The 26,408-nt window shown below is 57.5% G+C and carries 22 protein-coding genes and 1 rRNA gene (1 of these 23 cut by a window edge); 13 read left to right on the forward strand and 10 right to left on the reverse strand.

Annotated features, from left to right (window positions below; genetic code table 11):
* Positions 1-297: 297 nt before the first annotated feature.
* From K0P33_RS11390 to K0P33_RS11425, 8 genes are all read left to right on the forward strand, one after another.
* Positions 298-1,452 carry a radical SAM protein gene (locus K0P33_RS11390; protein ID WP_242155258.1) on the forward strand — a complete coding sequence of 385 codons (1,155 nt, stop codon included), beginning with the start codon at positions 298-300 and terminating at the stop codon, positions 1,450-1,452.
* Between the two features lie 30 nt (positions 1,453-1,482).
* Positions 1,483-2,844 (forward strand): ATP-grasp domain-containing protein, encoded by a 1,362-nt coding sequence (locus tag K0P33_RS11395; RefSeq protein ID WP_242155260.1) that lies wholly within the window; start codon positions 1,483-1,485, stop codon positions 2,842-2,844.
* 4 nt (positions 2,845-2,848) lie between these two features.
* Positions 2,849-3,574 (forward strand): 2OG-Fe dioxygenase family protein, encoded by a 726-nt coding sequence (locus K0P33_RS11400; protein WP_242155261.1) that lies wholly within the window; start codon positions 2,849-2,851, stop codon positions 3,572-3,574.
* On the forward strand, positions 3,571-4,815 hold the full coding sequence (locus tag K0P33_RS11405) for an MFS transporter (protein WP_242155262.1): 1,245 nt from the start codon (positions 3,571-3,573) through the stop codon (positions 4,813-4,815). Before K0P33_RS11400 ends, K0P33_RS11405 begins: the two co-directional genes overlap by 4 nt.
* A 193-nt stretch (positions 4,816-5,008) precedes the next feature.
* On the forward strand, positions 5,009-9,802 hold the full coding sequence (locus tag K0P33_RS11410; RefSeq protein ID WP_242156031.1) for an RHS repeat-associated core domain-containing protein: 4,794 nt from the start codon (positions 5,009-5,011) through the stop codon (positions 9,800-9,802).
* Between the two features lies 1 nt (position 9,803).
* Positions 9,804-10,157 (forward strand): hypothetical protein, encoded by a 354-nt coding sequence (locus tag K0P33_RS11415; RefSeq protein ID WP_242155264.1) that lies wholly within the window; start codon positions 9,804-9,806, stop codon positions 10,155-10,157.
* Positions 10,158-10,572: 415 nt separating this feature from the next.
* Complete coding sequence (locus K0P33_RS11420) at positions 10,573-10,764, forward strand: hypothetical protein (protein WP_242155265.1); 192 nt, start codon at positions 10,573-10,575, stop codon at positions 10,762-10,764.
* Between the two features lie 316 nt (positions 10,765-11,080).
* Complete coding sequence (locus tag K0P33_RS11425; protein WP_242155266.1) at positions 11,081-11,491, forward strand: hypothetical protein; 411 nt, start codon at positions 11,081-11,083, stop codon at positions 11,489-11,491.
* Between the two features lie 113 nt (positions 11,492-11,604).
* Here K0P33_RS11425 and K0P33_RS11430 read toward each other — a convergent pair whose 3' ends face one another.
* Together K0P33_RS11430 and soxR are read right to left on the reverse strand one after the other, a co-directional pair.
* The gene (locus tag K0P33_RS11430; RefSeq protein ID WP_347341852.1) at positions 11,605-12,393 is read right to left on the reverse strand and encodes an alpha/beta fold hydrolase; all 789 of its coding nucleotides are present in this window, start codon (positions 12,391-12,393) and stop codon (positions 11,605-11,607) included.
* Positions 12,394-13,186: 793 nt separating this feature from the next.
* Complete coding sequence (gene soxR, locus K0P33_RS11435) at positions 13,187-13,627, reverse strand: redox-sensitive transcriptional activator SoxR (protein ID WP_094953504.1); 441 nt, start codon at positions 13,625-13,627, stop codon at positions 13,187-13,189.
* Positions 13,628-13,727: 100 nt separating this feature from the next.
* Between soxR and K0P33_RS11440 the strand changes: the two genes are divergently transcribed.
* Positions 13,728-14,093: an antibiotic biosynthesis monooxygenase gene (locus K0P33_RS11440; RefSeq protein ID WP_242155268.1), complete on the forward strand. Its 366-nt coding sequence runs from the start codon at positions 13,728-13,730 to the stop codon at positions 14,091-14,093.
* Here the strand turns inward: K0P33_RS11440 and K0P33_RS11445 are convergent.
* From K0P33_RS11445 to msuE, 4 genes are all read right to left on the reverse strand, one after another.
* The gene (locus K0P33_RS11445) at positions 14,082-15,185 is read right to left on the reverse strand and encodes a sigma-54 dependent transcriptional regulator (protein ID WP_094953506.1); all 1,104 of its coding nucleotides are present in this window, start codon (positions 15,183-15,185) and stop codon (positions 14,082-14,084) included. The genes K0P33_RS11440 and K0P33_RS11445 overlap by 12 nt on opposite strands.
* An 11-nt stretch (positions 15,186-15,196) precedes the next feature.
* Positions 15,197-16,384 (reverse strand): acyl-CoA dehydrogenase family protein, encoded by a 1,188-nt coding sequence (locus K0P33_RS11450; protein ID WP_242155270.1) that lies wholly within the window; start codon positions 16,382-16,384, stop codon positions 15,197-15,199.
* 179 nt (positions 16,385-16,563) lie between these two features.
* Complete coding sequence (gene ssuD / locus K0P33_RS11455) at positions 16,564-17,706, reverse strand: FMNH2-dependent alkanesulfonate monooxygenase (protein ID WP_094953508.1); 1,143 nt, start codon at positions 17,704-17,706, stop codon at positions 16,564-16,566.
* A gap of 9 nt (positions 17,707-17,715) precedes the next feature.
* Entirely contained in the window at positions 17,716-18,279 is a 564-nt protein-coding gene (gene msuE, locus K0P33_RS11460) for an FMN reductase (RefSeq protein ID WP_242155272.1), read from the reverse strand.
* 400 nt (positions 18,280-18,679) lie between these two features.
* On the opposite strand from msuE, the gene K0P33_RS11465 reads away from it, so the two are divergent.
* The 3 genes from K0P33_RS11465 (at position 18,680) to K0P33_RS11475 (ending at position 22,201) form a co-directional block, all read left to right on the forward strand.
* Positions 18,680-18,949 (forward strand): hypothetical protein, encoded by a 270-nt coding sequence (locus tag K0P33_RS11465; protein WP_094953509.1) that lies wholly within the window; start codon positions 18,680-18,682, stop codon positions 18,947-18,949.
* 233 nt (positions 18,950-19,182) lie between these two features.
* Entirely contained in the window at positions 19,183-20,343 is a 1,161-nt protein-coding gene (locus tag K0P33_RS11470; RefSeq protein ID WP_242155273.1) for an aminotransferase class V-fold PLP-dependent enzyme, read from the forward strand.
* 49 nt (positions 20,344-20,392) lie between these two features.
* Positions 20,393-22,201, forward strand: a complete 1,809-nt coding sequence (locus K0P33_RS11475) for an aminopeptidase P family protein (protein ID WP_094953511.1) — start codon at positions 20,393-20,395, stop codon at positions 22,199-22,201.
* A gap of 91 nt (positions 22,202-22,292) precedes the next feature.
* On the opposite strand, the gene K0P33_RS11480 is transcribed toward K0P33_RS11475, so the two are convergent.
* The 4 genes from K0P33_RS11480 to rhtA all read right to left on the reverse strand — a co-directional run bounded on the left by K0P33_RS11480 (position 22,293) and on the right by rhtA (position 25,099).
* On the reverse strand, positions 22,293-22,883 hold the full coding sequence (locus K0P33_RS11480; protein ID WP_094953512.1) for a 2-hydroxychromene-2-carboxylate isomerase: 591 nt from the start codon (positions 22,881-22,883) through the stop codon (positions 22,293-22,295).
* Between the two features lie 36 nt (positions 22,884-22,919).
* On the reverse strand, positions 22,920-23,651 hold the full coding sequence (locus K0P33_RS11485) for an SDR family oxidoreductase (protein ID WP_094953513.1): 732 nt from the start codon (positions 23,649-23,651) through the stop codon (positions 22,920-22,922).
* A gap of 113 nt (positions 23,652-23,764) precedes the next feature.
* Entirely contained in the window at positions 23,765-24,046 is a 282-nt protein-coding gene (locus K0P33_RS11490) for a hypothetical protein (RefSeq protein WP_094953514.1), read from the reverse strand.
* Positions 24,047-24,211: 165 nt separating this feature from the next.
* On the reverse strand, positions 24,212-25,099 hold the full coding sequence (gene rhtA, locus K0P33_RS11495) for a threonine/homoserine exporter RhtA (RefSeq protein ID WP_094953515.1): 888 nt from the start codon (positions 25,097-25,099) through the stop codon (positions 24,212-24,214).
* Positions 25,100-25,800: 701 nt separating this feature from the next.
* Between rhtA and K0P33_RS11500 the strand changes: the two genes are divergently transcribed.
* Positions 25,801-26,408: ribosomal RNA gene (locus K0P33_RS11500) — 16S ribosomal RNA — on the forward strand; it runs 929 nt beyond the window's last position.

Genomic DNA, 26,408 nt, shown 5'->3' on the forward strand with positions numbered 1-26,408 from the left:
AAGGATTAATTCCGGGAAACATAAAGGGTTATTGGGTTGACACGTTGTAGATCATCGGCTTAAGTGAGGGCTGACTTGGAAAGTCAGCACATTATAAGAAAAGGAAGTTGATGCTATGACCGATGAATTAGTGAGTTGTTACACCTCTCTGGTGCCGGTGATCACGCTGATAACCTGATCGGCAGCGCTCGCCTGTAAACGATTGTCTTTATTGCGGATATTAATGCCTTTCCGGTCATGGAACGGCACGCATTGATATGTCCTTAATATAAGTTGAAAAACAGAGAGTACCTACTCATGTCGATTTTTGATCAAGCAACGTACCGCTCGGTACAATGGCAAGACTGGCGCTGGCAGCAAAAGAATGCCCTGCGCGATGAACCTGCACTGCGCAATGCGTGCGGTGGTTGGAGTGAAGAAATAACAGCGCATATCGAGCACAACTTGCAAGACCGCAAGATGCAGATCACGCCTTATTATATTGATTTGATCAAGCGCTCACTCACTGGCGGCCCGATAACCGACCACCCGTTATGGCGCCAAGTGGTGCCGTATTGGAGTGAGCAGGTCGCGGGCGATTACGACGGCACGTCCGAGAACTGGGAACTCGGGCATGAAATGAAAACGCCGATTTGCCAGCACAAGTACGACAATCGCGTGATTCTGCGCATGACCAACACCTGCAATGCCTATTGCCAGTTTTGCTTCGAGGCACTGCGCACCTTGCAGGTTGGTACCGAGAAAGCCAACGCCAGCACCGACTCCTTCAAGGATTCAGTGGAATACATCCGCAATAACCCGGCGATTGAAGAAGTGATCCTCAGCGGCGGTGACCCGTTGATGCTGGCCGACCGCAAGCTGGAAGAAAACTTGGCGGCGTTGCGTTCAATCAGTGACGACCTGCTGATTCGTATTCATTCACGGGCGTTGAGTTTCAACCCGTTTCGCGTCACCGACGAATTGGTGGCGATGCTCGAGAAGTACAACGTCAACGCGTTTGGTGTGCATGTTTGCCACCCGCTTGAACTGACGGCTGATTTTGCAGCAGCGGTAAAACGTATCCAGAACGTGGTGCCCATTGTATTTTCTAACATGCCACTGTTGCGCGGCGTGAATGACGATGAAGCGACCTTGCATAAACTGTTTATTGATCTTTATCGCCTGGGTGTAAAGCCGTATTACTTGTATCACTTTATGCCGTTCTCACCGGGTGCGTCGGAGTATAAAGCCTCGATCAGCCAAGCCATCGCTATTATGGATCGCCTCAAACGGCGCGTGTCCAACATTGCCATGCCCGAATATGTACTGCCGCATGCACAGGGTAAGTTCACCGTGCCGTTGCTGGATTTTGAAAAGCCTGAAGACTTGCCGCATTTTGAAGTGCGTGATGGGCTGCGTCATTACCGTTTCCGTAACTGGGAAGGGCACTGGTGCAGTTGGCAGGATGCCTGAATTAACTTACGGCAAGAGGCTGTGTCAGTTATGAAGCAAGATGCGATTCTTTTTATTGATGTCGATGACAGTGTTTCGGTGCGTTACAGCTACCGCGAGCCCCACTTTGCTGTCGCGCGTGCACAAGGCCTGGTCTGTTTGACCGCTGGGGTCGCGGGGCGTCATCACCTGCAGCGGCTGCGGGACGACAGTGATGAAGTGTTCCTGCTCGAGTCGTTAACTGAACAGTCGATTCTGGACTTGGTGGGCCGGCTGGATGGGCGCTACCAGATTCGCGCGATTTTCTGCCATGCCGGGCATCCGTCTGCACAGGGCGAAGTCGGCTGCATCGTTGCACACACCTGTAAGCGCCTGGGCCTGGTGTACAGCTGCCCGGAGGCGATTGCCGCGTGCAATAACAAGTACCTGATGCGCCGCATGTTGAAAAAACAGGGGCTGCGTTCGGTGCCGTTCGCGCTGTGCAATAACGAGCAGGAACTCCAGGCGGGCGCCGACCGGGTAGGTTATCCGCTGATCGCCAAACCGCCCTTTGGTGGTGCCTCGGCGTTTATCACGAAGTGTTCCAACTGGGCGCAGCTGCGCAGCCATTACGCACATTTCCTGAGCGATCACGGCGCAGCCTCTTATGCTGATTTTTATGGCTACGCGCACAGCTTGCCCGAAGCAGACGGACAGCGGCGCGAATACATTCCAGGGCGCAGTATCCTTCTGGAAGGCTATATCCCCGGCGTTGAAGGCAGCGTGGAATGCGTGGTGATCGGCGAGCGCGTTCATGCGCTGCTGATCAACGAAAAACTGCTGCTGACCGAGCGCAGCGGCACTGTCCTGGAGAACCTGCTGATTTCTCCGCCGACCTCTTTCACGGCGCAGCAGTGCGAGCAGATCCGCGAGTACGCCGCTGCATGTTTGCGCGCAGTCGGGCTGACCAACGCGGTGGTGCATTTCGAATTCCGCATGACCGATGCCGGGCCTGTGGTCATTGAGATCAACCCGCGCGTGGGCGGGCTGTATGTCAACGCGGCGTTGCGTGACCTTGCTGCGATCAACCCGCATCAGCTGTATATGCAGCTGCTGCTGGGCGAGCCGGGCCTCAATGCGCAACTTGAGGCTGGCGCGCACAAGGTCGCCAACGGCGACCAACATTACGCGATGCTGGCGGTTTACCCGGAGCGCAGTGGCTACTTCAAGGGCATCGAGGGCCTGCAGTTCTTGGAGCATCACGCGTCGGTGCTCGAGTACGCGCAACAGGACGCCGGTCACTACATCGACGCCGATATTGAAGAGCACTACCTGCTCAAGTGCTGGGCCAAGGTCGACGATGCCGCCGATGCTCATGCCTTGCATGACGCGATCAGGCAAAACCTGCACGTGATCATCGAGAATAAGGTTTAGCGATATGGACATCCCACAGATTTCCGCGCATTTGCGCGACCATCACTACTGCCACCGCCGCGACTTTCGCGAGTTGATCGCGGTTGAGCCCGGCGAAGAGCAAAGCTTTCGCGCCTACTGGGCAAACCTGGTACGAGACGAGGCGTTCAAGGAATACACCCACCGCGAACGCCGCATTCTGCGCTATCGTTTATTGCCATCGCGGCAATTGCAGATCGACCGGGATGCCGCGTTCAAGTCGCCGGTCACCTACGCCATCAAGTATCGACAGGGAGTGAACCACTTGAGCTATTGCGAGGACGGCTTTATCGAGCACCCGCTGATGCAGAAACTGCTGGCCACCGATCTTGCGGTGATTGCCCCGCATCTTGGCGAGCAGACCTATACGATCGATATCCACCAGTTCCGCGTCCGCGCAGATGCGCAATCGAGCAGCCCGACGACCTCGGGGATTCACCAGGATGGTCTGGATTGGGTGTTCATGCACTTCATTGGCCAGAGCAATACGGTGCCGGTGGTTTCGGAGGTATTTACCACGCAAGCCGAGCAAAGCCGGGTGTTGAACCTGGCGATGGAGCAGTTTCTGGAAACCATCGTGATCAACGACCGAGGGCTCTACCACCGCGCTGGCGATGTACGGCCCCAGGCCGATTCCGCGCCGGCCTGGCGCGACTTGCTGCTGGTGAGCCTGCGCGGCGTGCCGACTGACGAAGAGGCGCTGCCTGCATGAGCCAAGATCCGCAGCTGACCCTGTCGACCCGCAACGCGCGCTTGATCATCTTTGCCCGTGGCGTTTCGGACTTTGGCGCGTTCCTCAATATGGTGGCGCTGTCCACCTACGTTTACTGGCTCAGCCAAAGCGTGGTGTTTGTCAGTATTTTCCTGGCGTGCCGCGTCACCGGCGGGATTGTCGCCAGCTTGTTCGGCATTACGTTTTTTCGGCGCTTTCCAGGGCGTAGCACCCTGGCGGGGCTGGACCTGGCCAGAGCATTGCTGCTGTTGCCGCTGCTGGTGCTGATACCGGCGCATCAGCTCAGCGTGCTGCCCTTTATCGCGTTTGGTATCGGCCTATGCAATTCGCTGTTTGCGATTGGCCTGAACAGCCAGTTGCCGACGTGGGTCGCGCTTGAACAGCGGGTGAGCACCAATGCGTGGATCACGTCGGCGGCGGCCACCGGTGCGGTGTTCGGCAGCCTGCTGTCCGGGTTGCTGATTGCCACGGGAGGATTCGAGGCGGTGTTTGCCGTCAACATCGGCACCTACGTCCTGGCTGCGTGCCTGATCATGCCGTTGCGCGCCTTATATTCGGTCACCGTTGCCGTGCACCGCGGGCTCTCGGCGGAGTGGCGTGAGCTGACCCAAGGGCTGCGGGGCGCGCCGGTGCTGGCGGCGATGTTGTTGATCAGCATGCTCGACACCCTCGGTAGCGCTGCGCATAACGTCGGCTGGCCGGTGCTGTCGCAGTACATTTCGCCGGACACAGCCAAGACCGTCATGGGGTATCTGCTGGCGGTCTGGGCGTGCGGCAAGTTCGTCGGTGCGCGAATCGCCAGTGCGTTGCTCAAAGGCCGTGGCACCCAAGCCATGGAACGCCTGTTCATGCTGGGCGTGGCGCTGATGTCCAGCGGCTTCATCCTGACCTTCCAGCAAACCGAACTGTGGTTGGCACTGCTGTTGGTGGTGTGGGCGGGGCTGGGCGACGGCGTGTCCGAAGTGGCGTTGATCTCCCGTGCGCAAAGCGAGCCAGACAGCCTGCGCCTGCCGCTGTTCAGCTTATTGACCCTGATCCAGATGGCTGGCTTCGGCGTGGGCATGTTGGTGGTGGGGCCGTTCTACCTGACGTGGACGCCGGCGCAGGTTATCGTGTTGTTCCATGGGCTGCCGCTGACCGCTTTGTTGGTCATGGGTATATGGCTGGGGTACAGCGTTTATCGTCGCAGTGCAGTTTTGCGTTGCGACGGGAGAGGATAGGGACTACTGAAACATCCCACATAACTACCGGATAAGCTCTACAGATACCGCCTGAAAACCTCTGCAAAGTCCTTCGCCTGATCACACAGTGCGAGGGATTGCAGATGGTTTTTTCCGTTAAAGCCCTAGTTTTTGGGGCTGTCTTTTGATCGCCGCCACCAGCCAAGCTATTGGCCTTCTGGTGCTGGCCGCCATGGATTCAAAGACGCGCGACGTCGAATCCGTTCTCAGCGATTTCAGACGCTGCCTCAATACCTACGACGCCTGGGCGGAGAGCTTTTTCAGCTTTTCGGCATTGGATGTCGAGCAGGTATTCAAAGTCGGGAATGAGGTGGCGCTCGTCGCGCCGATCGATCGCTCTATCCTGCCCAGCACCACCGTTGCAGCGTGCAAGCAAGACGGCACCTTGACCTTGGTGCATATGTTCCAGAGTGCTCGATTCGTGCCCATTGGCAACACGCCCGTGGTGTTACAACGTGTCGACCCCAACGGTGGCCCGCTGGGCGAACCCATCCATAAAACCATCGGGCCCAGCGGCATTCTGGAAATCACCGAGTGTGATCGTAACCAGAAGTACCGAGTCAGTTTTTACCCCAACGTTTCCAAAGAACACTTCAAGGCGCTGCATGCCTCCTATCAGTCGGTCATTGCACCGCTGGAAGATTGGCTGCGCAGTGAGTGGAACGGCACCTTTGCGCCGCTGTGGAAGAACTACGCCGAGGCAAATTTCCTCAAACGCTATCTCTCGCTGCACCAGGCGTATGCCAAAGGCTTTGGCGATGCACTGTACTCGCTTTGGGACACGCTCAAACAGCTGGTTGAGTGGCTGGCTCACCCACTGGCGAACGCCGAAAAGCTGCTGCATTACCTGTCACAGGCCGAGCTCGAAAAACTGCTGAGGGTCAGCGCCGAAACCCTCGCCAAAGGCCTGCTGGTGCTGAGCGATGAGCCGCTGCTGTTCATCTACTTGGCGGCCATGGTCAGTTGGATGCGGATGATGCCGCCGCCGTATATGAATGAGTTGCTGGGGTCGATCAGCGTCGAAGTACTGATCAACGTGCTGCTGGGCCTTGCGACTGCCGGCATGGGTATTGTGATACGCCTGAGCACCAAGGTGCTGGGCGGCATCAAGTCTCGCCGAGCGCGCGAGTGGCTGGAACACATGGCCAGCCAGTTCAGCAAATCTCGCCTGGATGCCCATGTTGAGGCGGCTAAGCCGATATTGCTCGCAGGGCCGGCGACGTCGATCAACACGGTGGCGGGTGCGCCGTTGAAGGCTGGGGAGAACCTGGTTACGAACGCGGTGCCAGCGGTTCGCAGCAAGACGCAGAAGACGGCGTTGGTGCGCCAGGAACATGTCGATGATGTGCCTGTCGCTGCGAAGAATCCGCAGGGAGATGCGGCGGCGCCTGCGGATAAAACGGCCACTAATGGCTGCCCAGTGTCGATGGTGACCGGCGAGGAATTGCTGACCCTTACCGATGGCGCGTTGGATGGGATTTTGCCATTTGAGTGGACCCGGCTGTACCGCACCAGTGCGGTGGAAGTGGATTGTGGGTTGGGGTTTGGTTGGAGTCACTCGCTGGCGCAGCGGTTGGTGGTGGACGGTGATTCGGTGGTTTGGACGGATCATGAGAACCGCAGTACTGAGTTTCCGTTGCCTACTGTGGCTAGGCCCGCGATTACCAACAGCTTGGCGGAAGCGGCGATTTACTTGGGGTCGCTGCCTGATGAATTGGTGCTGGCTCAGGCGTCACGGTTTTATCACTTTCGCGGCGGTGTGCTGACGGCGATCAGCGATGCGTATGACAACCGGCTGCGGATTTCTCGTGATCGCTTGGGGCGGGTTGAGCGGCTGGATAACGGTGCGGGTCGGTCGCTATTTCTACGCTACGAACTCGGTCGCATTGTTGCCGTTGACTATCAGGTTCATCGTGCCAAAGGGCGTGAGCCGTATGTTTGGGTGACCGAGCAGAACGTCGTTTCCTACGGTTATGACGAGGCTGGACGACTGGTTTCAGCGACCAATGCCGTAGGTGAAAGCGAGGTTTATCGGTACGACGATCAGCACGTCATTCTTGAGCGGCAGTTGGCCGGTGGGGCGAGTTTCTTTTGGGAGTGGGAACGGGCTGGTAAAGCGGCGCGGTGTGTCCGGCATTGGGCCAGCTTTTCGCAGATGGACACGCGGTATGTGTGGGAAGACGGCGGCAAGGTTACGGTTCACAACGCGGATGGTAGCCAGGAAGTTTATGTCCATGACCAGTGGGCGCGGCTGGTGCAGCGCATTGATCCGGACGGCGCTGAGCATTTCAAATCCTATGACGCCAAGGGCCGGCTGACGGTTGAGCAGGACCCGCTGGGGGCGGTGACGGCGTATCAATACGACGAAGCCGGACGCTTGGTGGCGATGTTTCCTGGAGAGGATGAGCCGACTTCCTACGAGCATGACAACGGGTTCGTACGGGTCGTACGGCGTGGTGAAGCGGTTTGGAAATATGAGCGTAATGACCAGGGCGACATTACGCGTAAGGCTGATCCTGATGGCCACGTTACGGACTATACGTACAACAAACACGGGCAACTGATTGGGGTTTGGTACCCAGATAACGGTTGTCACCGGCTGGTTTGGAATGAGCGTGGGCAGCTCGTTGAAGAACAACTGCCGAATGGCGGTATCAAGCGGTATCGCTATGACGATCTTGGGCGACAGACGGCACTTGAGGACGAACATGGCGCCCTGACCCAGTATCAACGGGACGGTGTAGGTCGGTTGATTCGCGTCCTACTTCCAGGCGGCGCCACGCGGGAATACAGCTACAACCCCTACGGAAAAATCACCGCCGAACGCGATGAACTCGGCCACGTCACCCGCTACGAATACGCCGACGGCCTGCACCTGATAAGCCGGCGCATTAATTCTGACGGCACCCAGGTCAAATACCGCTACGACAACGCCCGGTTGCTGCTGACAGAGATCGAAAATGAAGTTGGCGAAACCTACCAGCTTGATTACCACCTCAACGGGCTGATCCAGCAAGAAATCGGCTTTGACGGCCAGCGCACGACCTACGTCTACGACCTCAACGGCAACCTGCTGGAAAAGACCGAACACGGCGACGACGGCAGTCAGCTTCTTACCCGTTACGAGCGCGACCCTTCCGGCCGCCTCGTACGAAAAACCCTACCCGACGGCTGTGTTGTTGACTATGCCTACGACCGCCAGGGCAACCTCCTCAGCGTCGACGACGGCCACTGGGCGCTAGCCTACGAATACGACCCGCAAAACCGCCTCACCGCCGAACACCAAGGCTGGGGCACCTTGCGCTACGGCTACGACGCCTGCAGCCAGCTGAAAAGCCTGCGCCTACCAGACAACAACCGCCTCACCTTCAACCACGACAAAGGCGGCCACCTCGCCACCGTCGAGCTGAATGGCAAAACCCTCACCTCACACCTGTTCAAAACCGGCCGCGAGCATCAACGCCAACAAGGCCAGCTCCTCAGCCACTACCACTACGACGAGCAAAACCGCCTGCACGCCCACGCGGTGACTCAAGAAAACCATGACCTCTACCGTCGCCACTACGACTACGACAAAACCGGCAACCTGACCCGCCTGCTAGATACGCGCAAAGGAGAACACCACTACCACTACGACCCGCTCGCCCGCCTGACTCGGGCCGACCACTCGCAAGACGTGCAGGAACGCTTCGGCCATGACCCGGCGGGCAACTTGCTAATGCAAGACCGCCCCGGCCCGGACATCGTGGCGGGGAATCGGTTGATGATCCAGGGCGATCATCATTACGACTATGACGCCTTTGGCAACCTCATCCGCCAAAGGCGCGGTAAGGGCCACAAACTCGTCACCGAGTACCGCTACGACTGCCAACACCGGCTGATTGGTATCACTCAACCTAAGGGCCAAACCGCCAGCTACCGCTACGACCCGTTTGGTCGGCGTATCAGCAAAACTGTTGACGGCATAACCACAGAGTTTTTCTGGCAAGGCGACAAGCTGATTGCGGAACATCACGCAGATCGCCATCGCAGTTACCTCTACGAACCGGACAGCTTCCGTCCGCTGGCACTGCTGGAAGGCTTTGGTCCAAAAGACACCCAGCCCTTCCACTACCAACTCGACCACCTTGGCACCCCGCAAGAACTCACGGCACCTGACGGCGAAATCGTCTGGTCCGCGCATTACCGCGCCTATGGCCAAATCAGTCGCCTCGACATAAATAAAGTCGACAACCCGCTGCGCTTCCAAGGCCAATACTTCGACCCGGAAAGCGGGCTGCACTACAACCGCCATCGCTACTACAATCCAGATATTGGTCGTTACCTGACTCCCGACCCGGTGAAGCTGGCAGGTGGGATCAACGCATACCAGTACGTGCCCAACCCTACGGGATGGGTAGATCCGCTAGGCCTGAACACATGTCCCGGCGCGGATGGATGCAAGCCAGACAGTTCTGTTCAAAATCCGAAAGCAGGGGTTGAACACGGGGAACCCGCTTTACCGCAGCTGACACGCGTAGAGCGACAGGCGAGAATTGATGAGATTGCAGAAAAAAGCGCGCACCGGCGTTTAGAAGAAATTGAAACAGCACATCCAAACGCGCACTTTCTGGAAAAGCATGGGGCACAAACTACGCTGGACTCTCAACATGAAAGGGTGCAAACGGCAAAAAACCCTAGCACAGGGGTAATCGAAAGATACTTAGATGGCAAAAAGAAAGGGGAACCCAAAATACCGAGTGCAGCAACTCGATTCCTCAGCCATAGGGACCAGCTAAATGCGATCTATCGCGCACAACTTATTTTCCGCCGCACCAATCTAGAAACCTCCCGAGAGCCCATGGAAATGGGAAGAATAATTGGAGAAGGCTACAAAAAACAAAACCTTCAATATGGGAAGCAAACGAAAGCCAGAGTAATTCTAGATAAAGATGGAAATCCAATTACCGCGTTCACGGAGTTCTAATATGAAGCGACCACCAAAGCTGTCAATACTCAGAAGTTTACTTTTCACTTATTGCATTGAGAATTACGACGACCCAGACAGAGAATGTTTCATCGTCTCAAAAGACATAAACGATGAAAAAGAACTGTCTGAGCTTTTTGATGGGCTAACTAAGCCAGAGTACTTATCTTATAAGCCAGAGGATCGTCAATGGTATGTCGACACGCTAAGCCGTTTTCTAGATGCAGATGAAGATTTCGAATCTGTATTTTATCTTTTTGACACTTATTTTAATGATGAAATCTTTGATAAAAGACAATTTATGAAAGTGCTGCTGGAGTGCCTTAAGCGTTACAACTTAGAAATAACCGAATAAATCGTAAACTGTGGGCACAACGAGTGTGCTCGTGCTTGGCTGCGAAGCAGCCCCAATAAGGGCCTCGCGTTTGAACAGCCAAAACCGCTTCGATAGTTCTGGGGCTGCTGCGAGACGATAGAGGTGGCACTCATATAAATGTCTGGTCTGCCAAGCAGAAAATGCCGAATTATCTCTTAAGTGCAAACTAAAAAATGGTACATAAACTGACCAAAAGGCGCGAAAAAAATGAACTATTTTGATGGGTGACTGATTAAAGGCTTTAAAAAACTCAATATAAAATTCACCGTTCTTTCTGAGGCTGAGCATGATGCGATAGTCGATTGCATCAATGAGACAATGCCTTTCTCAGGGAGCCAAATTGCCTGGAGCACGTTAAAAAAACAGCATCAACTTTGGACGTCAAACCTCAGACGTGGCCCTATCGTTACTGACCGAAGAGATCAACAAAGTAACCAACGATAAGCTGTACTTCGTCGGCGACGCATGCTCGAAGGGTTATTCAGTCGATCATGAAGACCTGCGTCAGGCGGTCAAAATCATCTCCGAATTTCCTCAGCACACCTACATCGTGCCGGAACCGATGACATGGATCGCATGCCTTTAATTTGAGGGCGATATTGACTTCGCAAATATTTGTGAATAAAAACTAATGAGTCAGCGTTCGTTTCGGAAACTGGAATAATACTTCCTCGTGAGTATCTCGCCAATATCTACCGATTAGCCAGCGAGTCTTAGAAAGACGACCTCCAAAAAGCCAGTCTTGAAGGCCCATCGAACTGCAGCCGCAAGGCAAACACATACGGTCGTCACCATAAAATTGATTGAGAATATAGAAAGCCACAAAGCGTGTTTAATAGCATCAAGGACGTGGTGGAAGCGTCAAATACAGTTGGACTGGATAGGTTGGATAGGCCAAGACGATGAAAGCTCATACGCTTGAAAATTTGATCGCTGAGTATTTAGAGCAAGTAAAAAAGGCGACTGACTTGCTTGAGTACTCATGTGGTACTAAAAATATTCTCAGACTGTGGCGAATCCAAAAAAAACCGCGGTGCGGTATGGTTATTGGTGATGTCACCTACGAGCTGCACGGAATTGGCTGCTGTGTTTACCTATCCGGAATATGTATCGACTTTGATTATGGCCCTGACGGAAGGGTCGACGGCTTCGACGCATGGCGTCTGTACATATACGCATGTGAGTTGCCGAAAAGACACAAAAAATACACCAGCAAAGAGGCTTTGGATCATGAATTCAACGAGTACTTGAAACTGGAAAAAGCCAAAAAAATCCCCGGTTCCATGTCCAATTTGTATTTCATACAGCCTTGATAGAGAGATGATGATGGGCCATCCACCGATGTCCACGCTGAGGCGAAACAGTGTTAAAAACTCCACCTCATGGCACACCTTACATCCCTAATATCTCCCACGCATTGGGGGCTTTATCTATATACGACTTTCTGCCACTCCTTAAGCGGCTCGAAACAGCGCCCGACGGTGCCTTCGGCGCCCCACATCACCAGCAACGGCAGGTTCAAGGGGTTGCCGGCGTCGATGTCCGCCTGGTCGTGCTCAAGGTCGATGCCGGCGGCGGCGCGATAGTCTTCGCAGATGCCGCGCGCAGTGCCCGGCAGTTGCAGGCAGCGCAGGTATTCGGCGAAGGCCTCATCGGTGAACGGCTTGAGCCCGGCACTGCGGCTGCCCATCACGCTGCGCAGGTACAGCTCGGGGTTGCTCTCGATCAAGGCTTCCGGCAACGGCGCCGGGCGGATCAGGAAGAACCAGTGCCAGTAGGCGCGGGCGAACGCTTCATCGGTCTGGGCGTACATCGATAGGGTCGGCGCGATATCCAGCAACACCATGCGTTGCACCGCCTTTGGATGGTCCAGCGCCAGGCGATGAGCAACGCGGGCGCCACGGTCGTGGGCCAGCACCGAGAACGTATCGAAGCCCAAGGCCTGCATCAGTTCGACGCCGTCGCGGGCCATTTCGCGTTTCGAGTAGTTTGTGTGCTGGTCATTGGCCGGCGGCTTGCTGCTGTCGCCATAACCGCTCAGGTCGGCCGCGACCACGGTGAAATGCTCGGCCAGCTGTTCGGCGACTTTGTGCCAGATGACGTGGGTTTGCGGGTGCCCGTGCAGCAGGAGCAGACCGGGACCTGTACCGCCTTGGCGGTAGCTGATGTCCACGCCATTGACGTGGCACTGGTCTTTTTGGAATCCGGCGAACATGGAATGGCTCCTTGTGATGATTGGCTGCATCCTGGAATCACCCGGCGTCGGGGGCAAGGGGGAAAGCGTGGAGGGGTTGTTCATGAAGTGTGTAGGAGCCTGCAGGCCGGGCTCTATCATTTCAAACAATGAGGACTCATGTGGGAGCTGGCTTGCCTGCGATGCAGACTACTCGGTCTGACAGATACACGGTGGCGATGCCATCGCAGCATAGGAGGTATCTACACATCTTTTTAGGGGTTGAATGCTTTGGTTGTCGCGGGGGGGGGCGCTGGGTACATATCCGTTATTTGGGTAACGGCTGCTATGGGTTCCGCTCTTACAGCGGGTCACTTTTGTAAAGACACAAAAGTAACCAAAAAGTCTTCGCCCCACCACTCGGTGCCTCGCTTAGGCTCGGCATGCCCTCACTCCGGCTTTGGACCGTGGGCCGCCGCGATGGGCCATCCTTGGCCCATCGCGGCTAAACCGGCGTCCTGCCGGTTTACCCACGCTCCAAAGCCTGCGTTCGGCCAGCGTGGTTTAACGGGGCGCCTAAGATCAAGATCAAGATCAAGATCAAAAGCAAGAGCACGGCGGCCTAGTAGCCGACCTGAGTGGTTAGATCAAAAGCAAAGCAAAGGCGGCCTGACAGCCGACCTGATATTTGAAACTGAACTCAATTTAATGTGGGAGCTGGCTTGCCTGCGATGGCATCAACTCGGTGTACCTGATGGACCGAGGTGTCTGCATCGCAGCGGTGCGGCGATCCGACAAGGCAGCTCCCACATTGATTGGGTTTTCACTTCAGTTTTTAGGTGGGCTCCAACAGCTGCGCCCCGGGCCCGCGCTCGCTGAGCTGATCCCCCTCATTACGCAACGGGCACGCTTCCAACGACAAACACCCACACCCGATACAGCCACTGAGCTTGTCGCGCAGCAGCATCAATTTGTTGATGCGATGATCCAGGTCCTCTCGCCACAGGGCCGACAACCGTTCCCAGTCTTCAGCGGTGGGCGTGCGTTCATTCGGTAACGTTTGCAAGGCCTCGCCAATCGTCGCCAGCGGTATGCCCAAACGCTGGGCGATCTTGATCACCACCACCCGCCGCAACACATCCCGTGGGTAACGCCGCTGGTTGCCGGCATTGCGATTGCTCTTGATCAGCCCCTTGGCTTCATAGAAATGCAGGGCCGTGACGGCCACGCCACTGCGGGCGGCCAATTGGCCGACGGTGAGTGCTTTGTTGAGCATGAAAAACTCCGAAACAATGCTTGACCTTGACTTAACTAGAGGTTTTACCCTGCGTGGCATCGAATCGCAAGATTCTGCCTACAGAAAGAGGGGAGTGTTCATGCAGGTATCAGAGAAAAATCGCGGCTTCACTCAATTGATCGAGTTTCAGATCGAGCCCCAGCAGCAGCGGGCGCTGGTGGCGGCGTTGTCGACCCAAAGCGAGCGCCTGGCCCAGGGCCATGGCGGCTTTATCAATGCGAGTGTGCAGGTCAGCGATGACGGGCGGCGGGTGCTCAATTACCTGCAATGGCGCTCGCGCGAGGAGGGCGAGGCGGCCTTTAAATGCTTTGAGCACGGTGAGGAAGACTTCTGGACGCTGATCCGCGCCCATCAGGCCACGGCGGTGACCTTCGGTTCGTTTCAAGTGCTGCGCAGCTTTGAGCGCAGCCATGACAATGCGTTGCACTGCCGCCTAAATGGATAGGTGCAACATGCGCTCGCCTTGCATGTTTTCTCCGGGGCGGCGCTTGTTCACCGCCAACTCGCCAATTTTGATCAAGCGGGTGCGCGTGACGTTGCGGCTCAGGCCCAGCAGGTTGGCGGTGTGCACTTGGTTGTAGTGGCTGAAGCGGTAGGCGGCGCGCAGTAATGCGTCCTCGACCTTTTCATGCAGCGCGCCGGCCTGTTCCTCGAAGAGCTTCTGAAAGGCGCGCGCCAGCAATGCTTCGGCGCTGTTGTCGGTGCCGTGCTGGCTGTCGTCCTGGCGCTCGATGCGCATGTTCGACAGGCGCAGATCATCGCGTTCGATCACGCCGTTACGGCAGATCAACAGGGTGTGGTGGATCACGTTTTCCAGCTCGCGAATATTGCCCGGCCAGCTGTAGCTCTTGAGCTTGTGCTCGGCCTCGCGGCTGATGGTGATCGGGCCGTAACCCAAGCGCTGGCTGTAGGCTTCGATGAAGTGGCGAGTCAGCGGCAGGATGTCGCCGGGGCGTTCGCGCAACGGGCTGAGTTCCAAGCTGACCACGTCGAGGCGGTAGTAGAGGTCTTCGCGGAAATGCCCGGCGTTGATGGCTTTTTCCAGCTGTACGTTGGTGGCGGCCAGTACGCGTACATCAATTGGAATACTCTTACGCGAACCCAGGCGCACCACTTCGCGCTCTTGCAATACGCGCAGCAGTTTGACCTGGATCGCCATCGGCAAATCGCCAATCTCATCGAGGAACAAGGTGCCGCCGTCGGCCTCTTCGAACCAGCCGGCCTTGGCGCTGAGGGCGCCGGTAAACGCGCCTTTTTCATGGCCGAACAGTTCAGCTTCCACCAGGGATTCAGAGAACGCGCCGCAGTTGACCGCCACAAACGGCCGGTTGCGCCGTGCACTGAGGTTATGGATGTGGCGCGCCACCAGCTCTTTACCGGTGCCGGTTTCGCCGATGATCAGCACGCTGGCTTCGCTGGGCGCCACTTGCTGGATGTGGTCGAGCAGCGCCTGGGATTTGGGGTCTTCGAAGACCTGGGCCGTAGCGCGGATCGAGGTCGCGAGGGCGGGCGAGGGCGGTAGGGTTAACAGCTGCATGGGCACCTCTCTTAGGAGTAGAACGTTGGAATCGGCAGGGACTGGTTCAAGGCCCAGTCCCCCAGTTCGTGGAGTTTGTAGTCCACCGGATCATGCAAGGTTTGCGTGCGCAGGTTGCGCCAGTGGCGATCCAGGCGCAGCGAGGCGTGGGTGGACCGCGCGCCGGTGACTTCAAACAGGCGGCTGCACAAATCCAGGCCTTGGCGGGTGGCGGCGACCTTAGCGGTGGCAATCGCAATCGCCAATTGGCCGCGCTCGTGTTCGTTCAGGTTGGGGCCTTTGGCCCAGGCCTGGTCGAGCAGCTCGGCGGCGCGTTCCACCAGCAGGCGCACGCCTTCCAGCGCGACCCAGAACTCGCCGTAGTGGTGCAGCACGTAAGGGTCCTGGCGCACGTCGACGGCCGAGGATTTATGCCACGAACGGGTTTCGGTCAGGGTGTAATTGCGTGCTTCTTCAAAGGCGCCTTCGGCAATCCCGAGAAACATATGCGTGAACGTCAGTTGCGCGATCAGTGGGCGCAGGCAGGCGAAGGGCGTACTCAGCGGGCCTGGGTCGAGGAGCAATTCCGATTCCTCGACGCGCACCCGTTCAAAGCTGGCGCTGCCGCTGTCGGTCTGGCGTTGGCCGATGTTGTTCCAGTCGTTGTGCAAGGTGATGCCGCTGCGCCCGCTGGGAATGGCCGCGATCAGCAGTTTGCCGCCGGCGTTCTCATCCACCGCCGAGGCAATGAGCATTTCCGAGTCGCTGGCGCCGGAACAGAAGCTTTTTTTGCCGGAGAACTCACGCCAGCCGCCGAAATCCTTGACCACCGTACGGGTGTCCAGCGGGTTGAGGGCGTTGCCCCAGAACCAGTTTTTACGCGCGGTCTGTTCGAACCAGGGTTGCCATTGGTCCGGGCGCGCAAACAAGCGCACGGTGGCGAGCATCAAGTGGTGGAAGCCGAAGACATGGGCGATGGAGCTGTCGACCTTGGCGAATTCGCGCACGATGCCCAGGGTTTCGCTCCAGCGCGCGCCGAGGCCGCCGTATTGGGTGGGAATGCTCAGGGCCAGCAGGCCGCTGTGGCGCAGGGCGTCACGTTCGGCTTTGGGTGTACCGCCACGCTCGTCGCGCTCGACGGCAGTGAGGGCGAACTCGGCGGCCAGCAGTTTGGCGGTTTGCAGCGGCGAGGGCAGGACGCTGTGGGGTTTGGCTGTCACACGGTGTTCCTCAATGTCTATTTGGCAATGAAGCCCAAATGTGGGAGCTGGCTTGTCGAGTCGTCGCACCGCAGCGATGGCGTCACCTCGGTTTCACTGAAACACCGCGTCGCCTGCATCGCGGGCAAGCCCGGCTCCCACAGAAAAGCAGTTCCCACATAAAGCAGGCTTCACTGCACTCAGGCCTTCGTTTTTGGCAGCACATCATTGGCAATCATTTCGCCAAACGGGCCGGTGAGGTTGGTGATGCCGCGCCCGGCGAGGCTCGCGTAGGGTTCCGGCAGCAGCGGGAACACCAGTTCGGCAAAGCGATAGGCTTCTTCCAGGTGCGGGTAGCCGGAGAAGATGAAGCTCTCGATACCCAGGTCGGCGTATTCCTTGATGCGCTCGGCCACTTGCTGTGGGTTGCCTACCAATGCGGTGCCGGCGCCGCCGCGTACCAGGCCGACGCCGGCCCACAGGTTGGGGGCGATTTCCAGGTTGTCGCGGCGCCCGTCATGCAAGGCCGCCATGCGGCGCTGGCCTTCGGAGTCAAAGCGCGAGAAGGATTTTTGCGCGGCGGCGATGGTGTCGTCGCTGATGTGTTCGATCAGTTTGTCGGCGGCTTTCCAGGCGTCTTCTTCGGTTTCGCGCACGATCACGTGCAGGCGAATGCCGAACTTCACGGTGCGGCCGTGGCGTGCGGCGCGTTCACGTACATCCGCGAGCTTTTCCGCGACGGCGGCGGGCGGCTCGCCCCAGGTCAGGTACACGTCGACCTGCTCTGCGGCCAGGTCGTGGGCGGCGTCGGAAGAACCGCCGAAGTACAGTGGCGGATACGGCTTCTGCACCGGTGGGTAAAGGGCCTTGGCGTTCTGCACGCGCAGGTGTTTGCCTTCAAAATCTACCGATTCGCCCTGCAACACGCGGCGCCAGATCTGCAGGAATTCGTCGGAGACTTCGTAGCGTTCGCTGTGGTCGAGGAAACTGCCGTCGCCACGGTTTTCGTCGGGGTCGCCGCCGGTCACCACGTTGATCAGCAAGCGGCCGTTAGATAATCGGTCCAGTGTCGCAGCCATGCGCGCGGAGACGGTGGGCGAGATGATGCCCGGGCGAATGGCGACCAGGTAACGCAAACGTTCGGTCAGCGGCACCAACGCCGAGGCGATCACCCAGGAGTCTTCGCACGAACGCCCGGTAGGAATCAGCACGCCGTAGTAACCGAGGTTGTCCGCCGCTTGCGCGACTTGCTTCAGATAATTGAGGGTGACCGGGCGCGCGCCTTGGGTGGTGCCCAGGTAATGCCCGTCGCCATGCGTCGGCAGAAACCAAAAAACATCCATGACAAATCCTTAAGCGATTTTTAGCAGAGAGGGAGAGTGCGCGGCAAACAAAGGCGCCGCGCGTTCTGCGGCAAGGCGTATACGGCCCTTCAGGGGCTCACTGGTTATTTGGTAGTCGGTGAAGTCGGCTTCGGTGGCGTACACGCCGATTGGCAAGGTCAGTGCCTGAAAGAAGCTGAACAGCGGCCGCAATTGGTGATCGAGGACCAACGCGTGGCGTTCGCTGCCGCCGGTTGCGGCGAGCAGTACTGGCGTGTTGATCAGCGAATTAAGACCGACCAGATCGAACAGGTGCTTGAGCAGGCCCGGGTAGGAGCCGCGATACACCGGTGCGGCGACGATCAGCAGGTCGGCCTGTTCGATGGCCAACAGTTGCGATTCGACCTGCGCCGGCAGCTCATCACGCGACAGGGCACCGCCCAAGGGCCGGGCAATGTCGCCCAGTTCGATCAATGTGGTCTCGATCGGCAGCAGGGTGGCCAGTTCGGCCAGCACGGCTTGGGTCAGCACCAGGGTACGCGACGGGCGCCAGGTTCCGCCGGACAGGGCAACGACATTCAGGGGACGGGTCATGAACAGTTCCTTTTTCAACAGGGCTACGTAGCGGGTGCAGTGCAAGGTGTTGAGCAAGAGCTGTACCAACGGCTAAAAGCCTTGATTGGCGTGGGCTGCAGGTTCCCTGCTGAAAAGTGAAGCTGTTGGCTGCTTGGTGTTTTGTTGAATGACTGTTGCCTGGGCAACAGTTGCGTGGCGAACAGTGTTGATTCGGCGTGAGGCCATTTATAGAGGGTTACGGTTATTCCGTAAATGAACGTATTTCCATATTTATAGATCTTAAATGAATATCAAGGGTTCGCTATCGCAGGTGTCTGAACGGTTGATAGCGACTATCACGGGCGATGATTTTTAACTGTGAAAGGGCGGGAGTAGCCTGTGTTCATTGACTCGAAACCTCCTTCGCAGGGCCTTCACCATGAACCACTTTCTGGCTGTTTCCTTAATAGTTGTCAGCGCCGTCCTCGCCGGTTGTGCGACTCATCCGTCACCTGAGTCGCGCCCCTACACCGCAGAAGAAACCAAGCAGCTTGCCTTGGAGGCGCTGAGCCGTCGCGGGCTGTCATTTGATGAATACCAACAGCAGCGTGCCGCACTGACGGGCCAGCCACACAAGCCCTTCGGCTTTGATCACCATGGCGAAATGAACGCCGAACGCAGTGTGGCCCTGCAGGGTCGTCCCAGTTGAGCCCGCGCTCAGCGGCAAAAAGCCCGAGGATTCCCTTAAGGAACCTCGGGCTTTTTGTTTGCCATGGGGCTACTTCAGCCTGTTAAGCTGAATTTCAGGAGCGTTCCTACGCACATTTAAATAAAGTGGTCCTTCTTTAATGGCATTCGATCGGTTAAACCTGACGACCTCTGTTCCGGTTGATGCCCCTGAGACGTTGCTCTCGGGAATACGCTCTGCGAGTCTTAAACGTCATGAATAAACGTCCGTTGTATTTCGACTACGCTGCCACCACGCCGGTGGATGAACGGGTCATCCAAGTGATGGTCGAGTGTCTGGGCTTCAATGCCAATTTTGGTAATCCTGCATCCAGTTCCCATGCGTTCGGCCAAGCGGCCCGGCAAACAGTTGAACAGGCGCGGCGCCAGGTCGCCGAGTTGGTTGGGGCAAGCCCTGAGCAGATCGTCTGGACTTCCGGTGCGACTGAATCCAACAACCTTGCGATCAAGGGCGTGGCCCAGGCGCGTGGAGTGGCGGGCGGGCACATCATTACCAGCCAGATCGAGCATAAAGCCACGCTGGATACCGCACGGCAGTTGCAGGAAGCCGGGGTGGCCGTGACCTACCTGGTGCCGGACGCCGATGGGTTGATCAGCGCCGAGGCTGTGAGTGAAGCCTTGCGTGAGGACACCTTTCTGGTGTCGTTGATGCTGGTGAATAACGAACTGGGCACCTTGAACGACATTCCTGGCATCGGCGCGCGGGTGCGTGAACACGGCGCGTTGTTGCATGTGGACGCGGCGCAAGGTGCCGGCAAAGTGGCTATCAACCTGACTGAATGGCCGGTGGACTTGATGTCGTTTTCCGCGCACAAGCTGTATGGCCCCAAGGGTATCGGCGCGCTGTATGTCGGCCCGCGGGCACAGCAGAAAGTCTTGGCGCAGATTCATGGCGGCGGCCACGAGGGCGGCTTGCGCTCCGGCACCCTGGCGACGCACCAGATTGCAGGCATGGGCACTGCGTTCGCTCTGGCAGCGGCGTCTTTCGCTGAAGAAAAGGCCGCGATCGTCGCCTTGCGTCAGCGTCTGCTCGATCAGTTGGAATCGGTGGCGGGTGTGCGCCTCAATGGCAGCGCCACGCAGCGTATCCCGCATACTCTCAGCCTGACGTTCAGTGAAGGTGAATTCAATTCGGCCGCGCTGAGTGCAGGCATCGCTTTCTCGGCGACCTCGGCGTGCAACTCGGCGAGCAATGCGCCGTCCCACGTGCTTCTGGCCCTAGGCCATGACGCGCGCAGCGCGGGGCGTACCATTCGCTTGAGCCTGGGCCGATTTACCACCGAACAGGACATCGACCAAGCGGTGCAATTAATCAAGGCTGCCCTCGCCAGTGCACCGGCGTTCTGGGCGGTCTGATTTAACATTCGCAACCCATAACAATTATTAGTGGTTAGCAGGAGACACAATGAGTACGCAGCCTTTGACCCATGGAACGGTTCCCCAGCGCCTGGCGCATACCCGTGAACTGATGCGCCGCGAGGGCATCCACGCCCTGCTGGTGCCCTCGGCCGACCCGCACTTGTCCGAGTACTTGCCGGGTTACTGGCAGGGGCGACAATGGTTGTCGGGGTTCCATGGTTCAGTGGGCACATTGATTGTCACCGCAGATTTCGCCGGTGTGTGGGCCGATAGCCGTTATTGGGAACAGGCGACCAAGGAACTCAAGGGCAGTGGTATCGAGTTGGTGAAGTTGCAGCCCGGCCAACCCGGCCCGCTGGAATGGCTGGCCGAGCAAACCCCGGAAGGCGCCGTGGTGGCGGTGGACGGCGCGGTCATGGCCGTGGCCTCGGCGCGTACTTTGGGCGGCAAGCTGGCAGAGCGCGGCGCGCGTTTGCGTACCGATATCGATGTGCTCAATGAGGTCTGGCAAGACCGCCCGGCATTGCCGAACCAGCCGATCTATCAACACTTGCCGCCGCAGGCCACCGTCAGCCGTGGCGAGAAACTCGCCACGCTGCGCGCCAGTTTGAAAGAGAAGGGCGCCGACTGGCACTTCATCGCCACCCTGGATGACATCGCCTGGTTGTTCAACCTGCGTGGCGGCGATGTGTCGTTCAACCCGGTGTTTGTCTCGTTTGCCTTGATCAACCAGCAGCAGGCCACTTTGTTTGTGGCGCCTAGTAAGGTCGATGCCGAGTTGCGTACGGTGCTGGAGCAAGACGGTGTAACCCTGCGCGACTACAGCGAAGTGGCGGATGCGCTGCGTGCCGTGCCGAAGGGCGCGAGCCTGCAAGTCGACCCGGCGCGGGTGACGGCCGGTTTGCTGGAAAACCTCGATGCCGGCGTCAAGCTGGTCGAAGGGTTGAACCCGACCACCCTGGCCAAATCGCGCAAGAGCCTGGCGGACGCCGAGCATATCCGCCAAGCCATGGAGCAGGATGGCGCGGCGTTGTGCGAATTCTTCGCTTGGCTGGACAGTGCGCTGGGCCGTGAGCGCATCACCGAGCTGACCATTGATGAACACCTGACGGCCGCGCGTACCCGTCGTCCGGGTTATGTGTCGCTGAGTTTCAATACAATTGCTGCATTCAACGCCAACGGCGCGATGCCGCACTACCACGCCACCGAAGAAGAGCACGCGCTGATCGAAGGCGATGGCTTGCTGCTTATCGACTCGGGCGGCCAGTACCTGGGCGGCACCACGGACATCACGCGGATGGTGCCGATCGGCGCGCCGAGCGAAGAGCAGAAGCGCGACTGCACGCGTGTGCTTAAGGGTGTGATTGCTCTGTCGCGCGCGCACTTCCCCAAGGGCATTCTGTCGCCACTGCTGGACGCCATTGCGCGTGCGCCGATCTGGGCTGAAGGCGTGGACTACGGCCATGGTACCGGTCACGGTGTAGGTTATTTCTTGAATGTGCATGAAGGCCCGCAGGTGATCGCTTATCAGGCCGCCATTACGCCGCAAACGGCTATGCAGCCAGGCATGATTACGTCGATTGAGCCGGGTACTTATCGCCCAGGCCGTTGGGGGGTGCGCATCGAGAACCTGGTGTTGAACCGTGAAGCGGGCAAGACCGAGTTTGGTGAGTTCCTCAAGTTTGAAACCCTGACCTTGTGCCCAATCGATACCCGTTGCCTGGAACCGTCGCTGCTGACGGCGGACGAGCGCGAGTGGTTCAACGCCTACCACGCTGAGGTCCGAGAGCGTTTGAGCCCGTTGCTCAGCGGTGCCGCGCTGGAATGGTTGCAGGTGCGTACTGCGGCTATTTGATCGGCTGCAGTTCGGGGGGGCTGGGCCAGGGCGTCGACGATAGACTCGACGAGCGCCTTGGCCCGGGTATCTGGATTGCGTTGGCCGACCTCTAGCTGAGGGCTTCGCGCACAAAATCCAGACGGTCCTGACCGAAGAACAGCTGGTTGCCTACAAACATACTGGGCGCACCGAACACGCCGCGTTGAATGGCTTGTTCGGTGGTGTCCTTGAGTGCAGCTTTTACGCTTTCGTCATTCGCCAGGCCCAGCACCTCTTCGGGGTTAAAGCCCGCTTCGGTCAGCACCGAGGCCACGACAGCAGGATCGCCCAAGTGACGACTTTCGACCCATAGGGCGCGGAACAGGCAGTCGATGATGTCTTGGAAACGCTCGGGTTGGCGCATTTGGATGCCAGTCACCGCACGCATCAGTACCAGGGTGTTGATGGGGAAGTGCGGGTTGAACTTGAGCGTCACGTTGTAGCGTTGGGCGTATCGCGCCAGGTCATTAAACATGTAACGACCTTTGGCAGGGATGGTGATCGGTGAGGCATTGCCGGTGGCTTTGAATACGCCGCCCAACAGCATTGGTTGATAAACCAGCTGTGTGCCGGTTTCGGCGCACAGGGCGGGGAGTTGGGTGTACGCCAGGTAAGTGGCGGGGCTGCCGAGGTCAAAGAAGAATTCCAGGGTTTTACTCATGGTCGAGGCTCGCTGCTTATTGTTATGGAGGCGTGCTTACCAGGGTTCATTCCAGGGGCGCAGGTCCAGCTCGAAGGTCCAGGCGTCGCGGGGCTGGGTGTGCAGGTACCAGTAGTTGTCGGCGATGTGTTCGGGATTGAGGATGCCGTCCTGATCTTTCTGGGCGTATTTTTGTGGGAAATTGTCGCGAATGAAGTCCGTGTCGATGGCACCGTCGATCACCACATGGGCGACGTGGATATTCATGGGCCCGAGTTCTCGCGCCATGCTTTGCGCGAGCGCTCGGATGCCGTGCTTGGCGCCGGCGAAGGCAGCAAAACCTGCACTACCGCGCAAGCCTGCTGTCGCACCCGTGAACAAGAGGGTGCCACGGTTGCGCGTGACCATCCGTTTGGCCACTTCGCGCGCGTTCAGGAAGCCGGAGAAGCAGGCCATCTCCCATATCTTGAAGTACTTGCGCGCTGTTTCTTCGAGGATGCTGCACGGCACATTGGCGCCGATGTTGAAGACGAATGCTTCGATGGGGCCTAGTTCGGTTTCGATCTGCTCGATCAGCGCGATGACGTCGTCTTCTTTGCGCGCATCGCAGGCAAAGCCATGAGCTTGGCCACCCGCTGCCTGGATGCTGTCCACCAAGGGCTGCAGCTTGTCGGCGCTGCGGCGGGTGACGCAGGCTATGTAACCCTCGCGGGCGAAGCGCTTGGCGATGGCGCCGCCGGTGGCGTCACCGGCACCCACTACCAGTACGATTTTCGGGTTGTCTGTCATGGTAACTCCGTTGCTCAGTCGTCGAGCAGGAGTGTAGACGCAGCGTCGAAAATGGCCGGGGCGATGTCAGAAATTTTAGAAGGGGGAGCAGTCGCAATTGACTGCTCGGGCGGTCATTTACAGATGACGATCATGCTGCGGCTGGTATAGCCGGCAGGGTTGAGGCCGAAAGGGTAGTCGCCAGGTTCTTCGGAGTTGTCACCCGACTTGGCGATAACCCGGTAGCCCTTGGCACCACATGAATTGGTTGCACTGGTGTAGCACTGGTCCCAGGAGGAGGACAGCCCGGAACAGTTGATATGCAGCCCTTTTTTGCCCCGTTTCACTTCTGTTTTGGTGGTCGCTGCACAGCCAGCAATGCCTACGACCAATAACAGTATCAAAATTCGCTTCATTCCCGTCCTTAATAGCCGCTTCGCAAAAAGGCGCTAGGCAGGCTTTACTCGCTCTCGATTGTAGCGTTCAGGCGTCCTTGTCGAAACTCTCCATGAATGACATTCGTTTGCGACTTAAACATGGCCTAAATGAGCGGCAAATACTAGAGCTACCTTTAAAGATGATCAGTCCGCCGGCACCAAGGGTTTGGATTCGTTGCGCATCGTCAGTGTGGCGCCTACTGAGGCCAAAATAATGCACGCGATGGCCAGCCATTGTGCCAGGGACAAATGTTCCTGCAGGAAGAACAGACCGGAAAGCGCGCCGAATGCGGGTTCGATACTCATCAGGGTGCCGAAGGTGCGGGCAGGAAGGCGAGTGAGCGCGACCATTTCCAGGGTGTAGGGCAAGGCCGTGGAGAGAATGGCGACACCAATAGCCACGGGGATCAATGCGGGCGTGAGTAGAGCGGAGCCAGCATGCACGATGCCGATGGGGGCGACAAACAAAGCGGCGATCATTACACCGAGAGCCGCAGTTTGGACGCCATTGTCATTGCCGGCCTTCTGACCGAACAGGATGTACAACGCCCAGCAAACACCGGCACCCAGTGCGTAGGCTGCACCGGTCAAGTCGATGCCGCTGTTGGCTTCCCCAATTGGGATTAATAAAAGAAGGCCAGCGATTGCGAGGCCAATCCACAGAAAGTCCACTGCTCGGCGCGAAGCGTAGATAGCAACGGCGAGTGGGCCTGTGAATTCCAGCGCTACCGCGATGCCCAGTGGCACTGTGCGCAAGGACATATAGAAGAGAAAGTTCATACCGCCCAGTGCCATGCCATAGATGACGACGGTGCGCAGGGACTTGGCCGTCAGCTTGGCGCGCCAGGGGCGTAACAGAAGCAGCATAATCGCACTGGCGAAAATCAGTCGCAGGGTCGTGGTGCCCTGTGCGCCGACGATGGGGAACATGCTCTTGGCCAGCGAAGCGCCCGACTGGATAGAGGCCATGGCGATCAACAGCAGGCCGACAGGAAACAATGCCGAGGCCAGGCTGCGGGGTGGGGTGCTCATTGGGGGTGTTCGTCCGAAGTCATAGTAGAGAAGAAGCAGAAGGCCTATGATGCTTAACAGTTGAGTTTTGAGCAATATATTGCTCAGCTGGCTCTGTTTGACTCTCTATATAGAAGGGATGTGTAGGTTTTCTGACTGTTTGATAGGAAATCCAAATTAAGGGTTGACGGCAGATTCTGGAAGTCTATAATTCGCCCCACTTCCGGCGCAGTCGAAACGGGAAACTCCTTGGTAAACAAAGAGTTATGCAGAATTCGACAGCGGCTTGCTTCAGTTCATCGAAGCCAAGAAGGAGTTGGTGGAGCAGTGTTGTTTGGCTCTATTAACGTTTCGATCTTCTCGGTCGAAAGCGGAGAAAAAGAGGTGTTGACAGCAGCGTGTAACGCTGTAGAATTCGCCTCCCGCTAACGAGAGATCGGAAGCGCAAGTGGTTGAAGTTGTTGAAGAAATCTTCGAAAACTTCTGAAAATAATCACTTGACAGCAAGTGAGGCTGCTGTAGGATGCGCGCCTCGGTTGAGACGAAAGATCTTAACCAACCGCTCTTTAACAACTGAATCAAGCAATTCGTGTGGGTGCTTGTGGAGTCAGACTGATAGTCAACAAGATTATCAGCATCACAAGTTACTCCGCGAGAAATCAAAGATGTAACCAACGATTGCTGAGCCAAGTTTAGGGTTTCTTAAAAACCCAAAGATGTTTGAACTGAAGAGTTTGATCATGGCTCAGATTGAACGCTGGCGGCAGGCCTAACACATGCAAGTCGAGCGGTAGAGAGAAGCTTGCTTCTCTTGAGAGCGGCGGACGGGTGAGTAATGCCTAGGAATCTGCCTGGTAGTGGGGGATAACGTTCGGAAACGGACGCTAATACCGCATACGTCCTACGGGAGAAAGCAGGGGACCTTCGGGCCTTGCGCTATCAGATGAGCCTAGGTCGGATTAGCTAGTTGGTGAGGTAATGGCTCACCAAGGCTACGATCCGTAACTGGTCTGAGAGGATGATCAGTCACACTGGAACTGAGACACGGTCCAGACTCCTACGGGAGGCAGCAGTGGGGAATATTGGACAATGGGCGAAAGCCTGATCCAGCCATGCCGCGTGTGTGAAGAAGGTCTTCGGATTGTAAAGCACTTTAAGTTGGGAGGAAGGGCAGTTACCTAATACGTGATTGTTTTGACGTTACCGACAGAATAAGCACCGGCTAACTCTGTGCCAGCAGCCGCGGTAATACAGAGGGTGCAAGCGTTAATCGGAATTACTGGGCGTAAAGCGCGCGTAGGTGGTTTGTTAAGTTGGATGTGAAATCCCC

The sequence above is a fragment of the Pseudomonas sp. ArH3a genome, from assembly GCF_022648765.1.
GTDB lineage: Bacteria > Pseudomonadota > Gammaproteobacteria > Pseudomonadales > Pseudomonadaceae > Aquipseudomonas.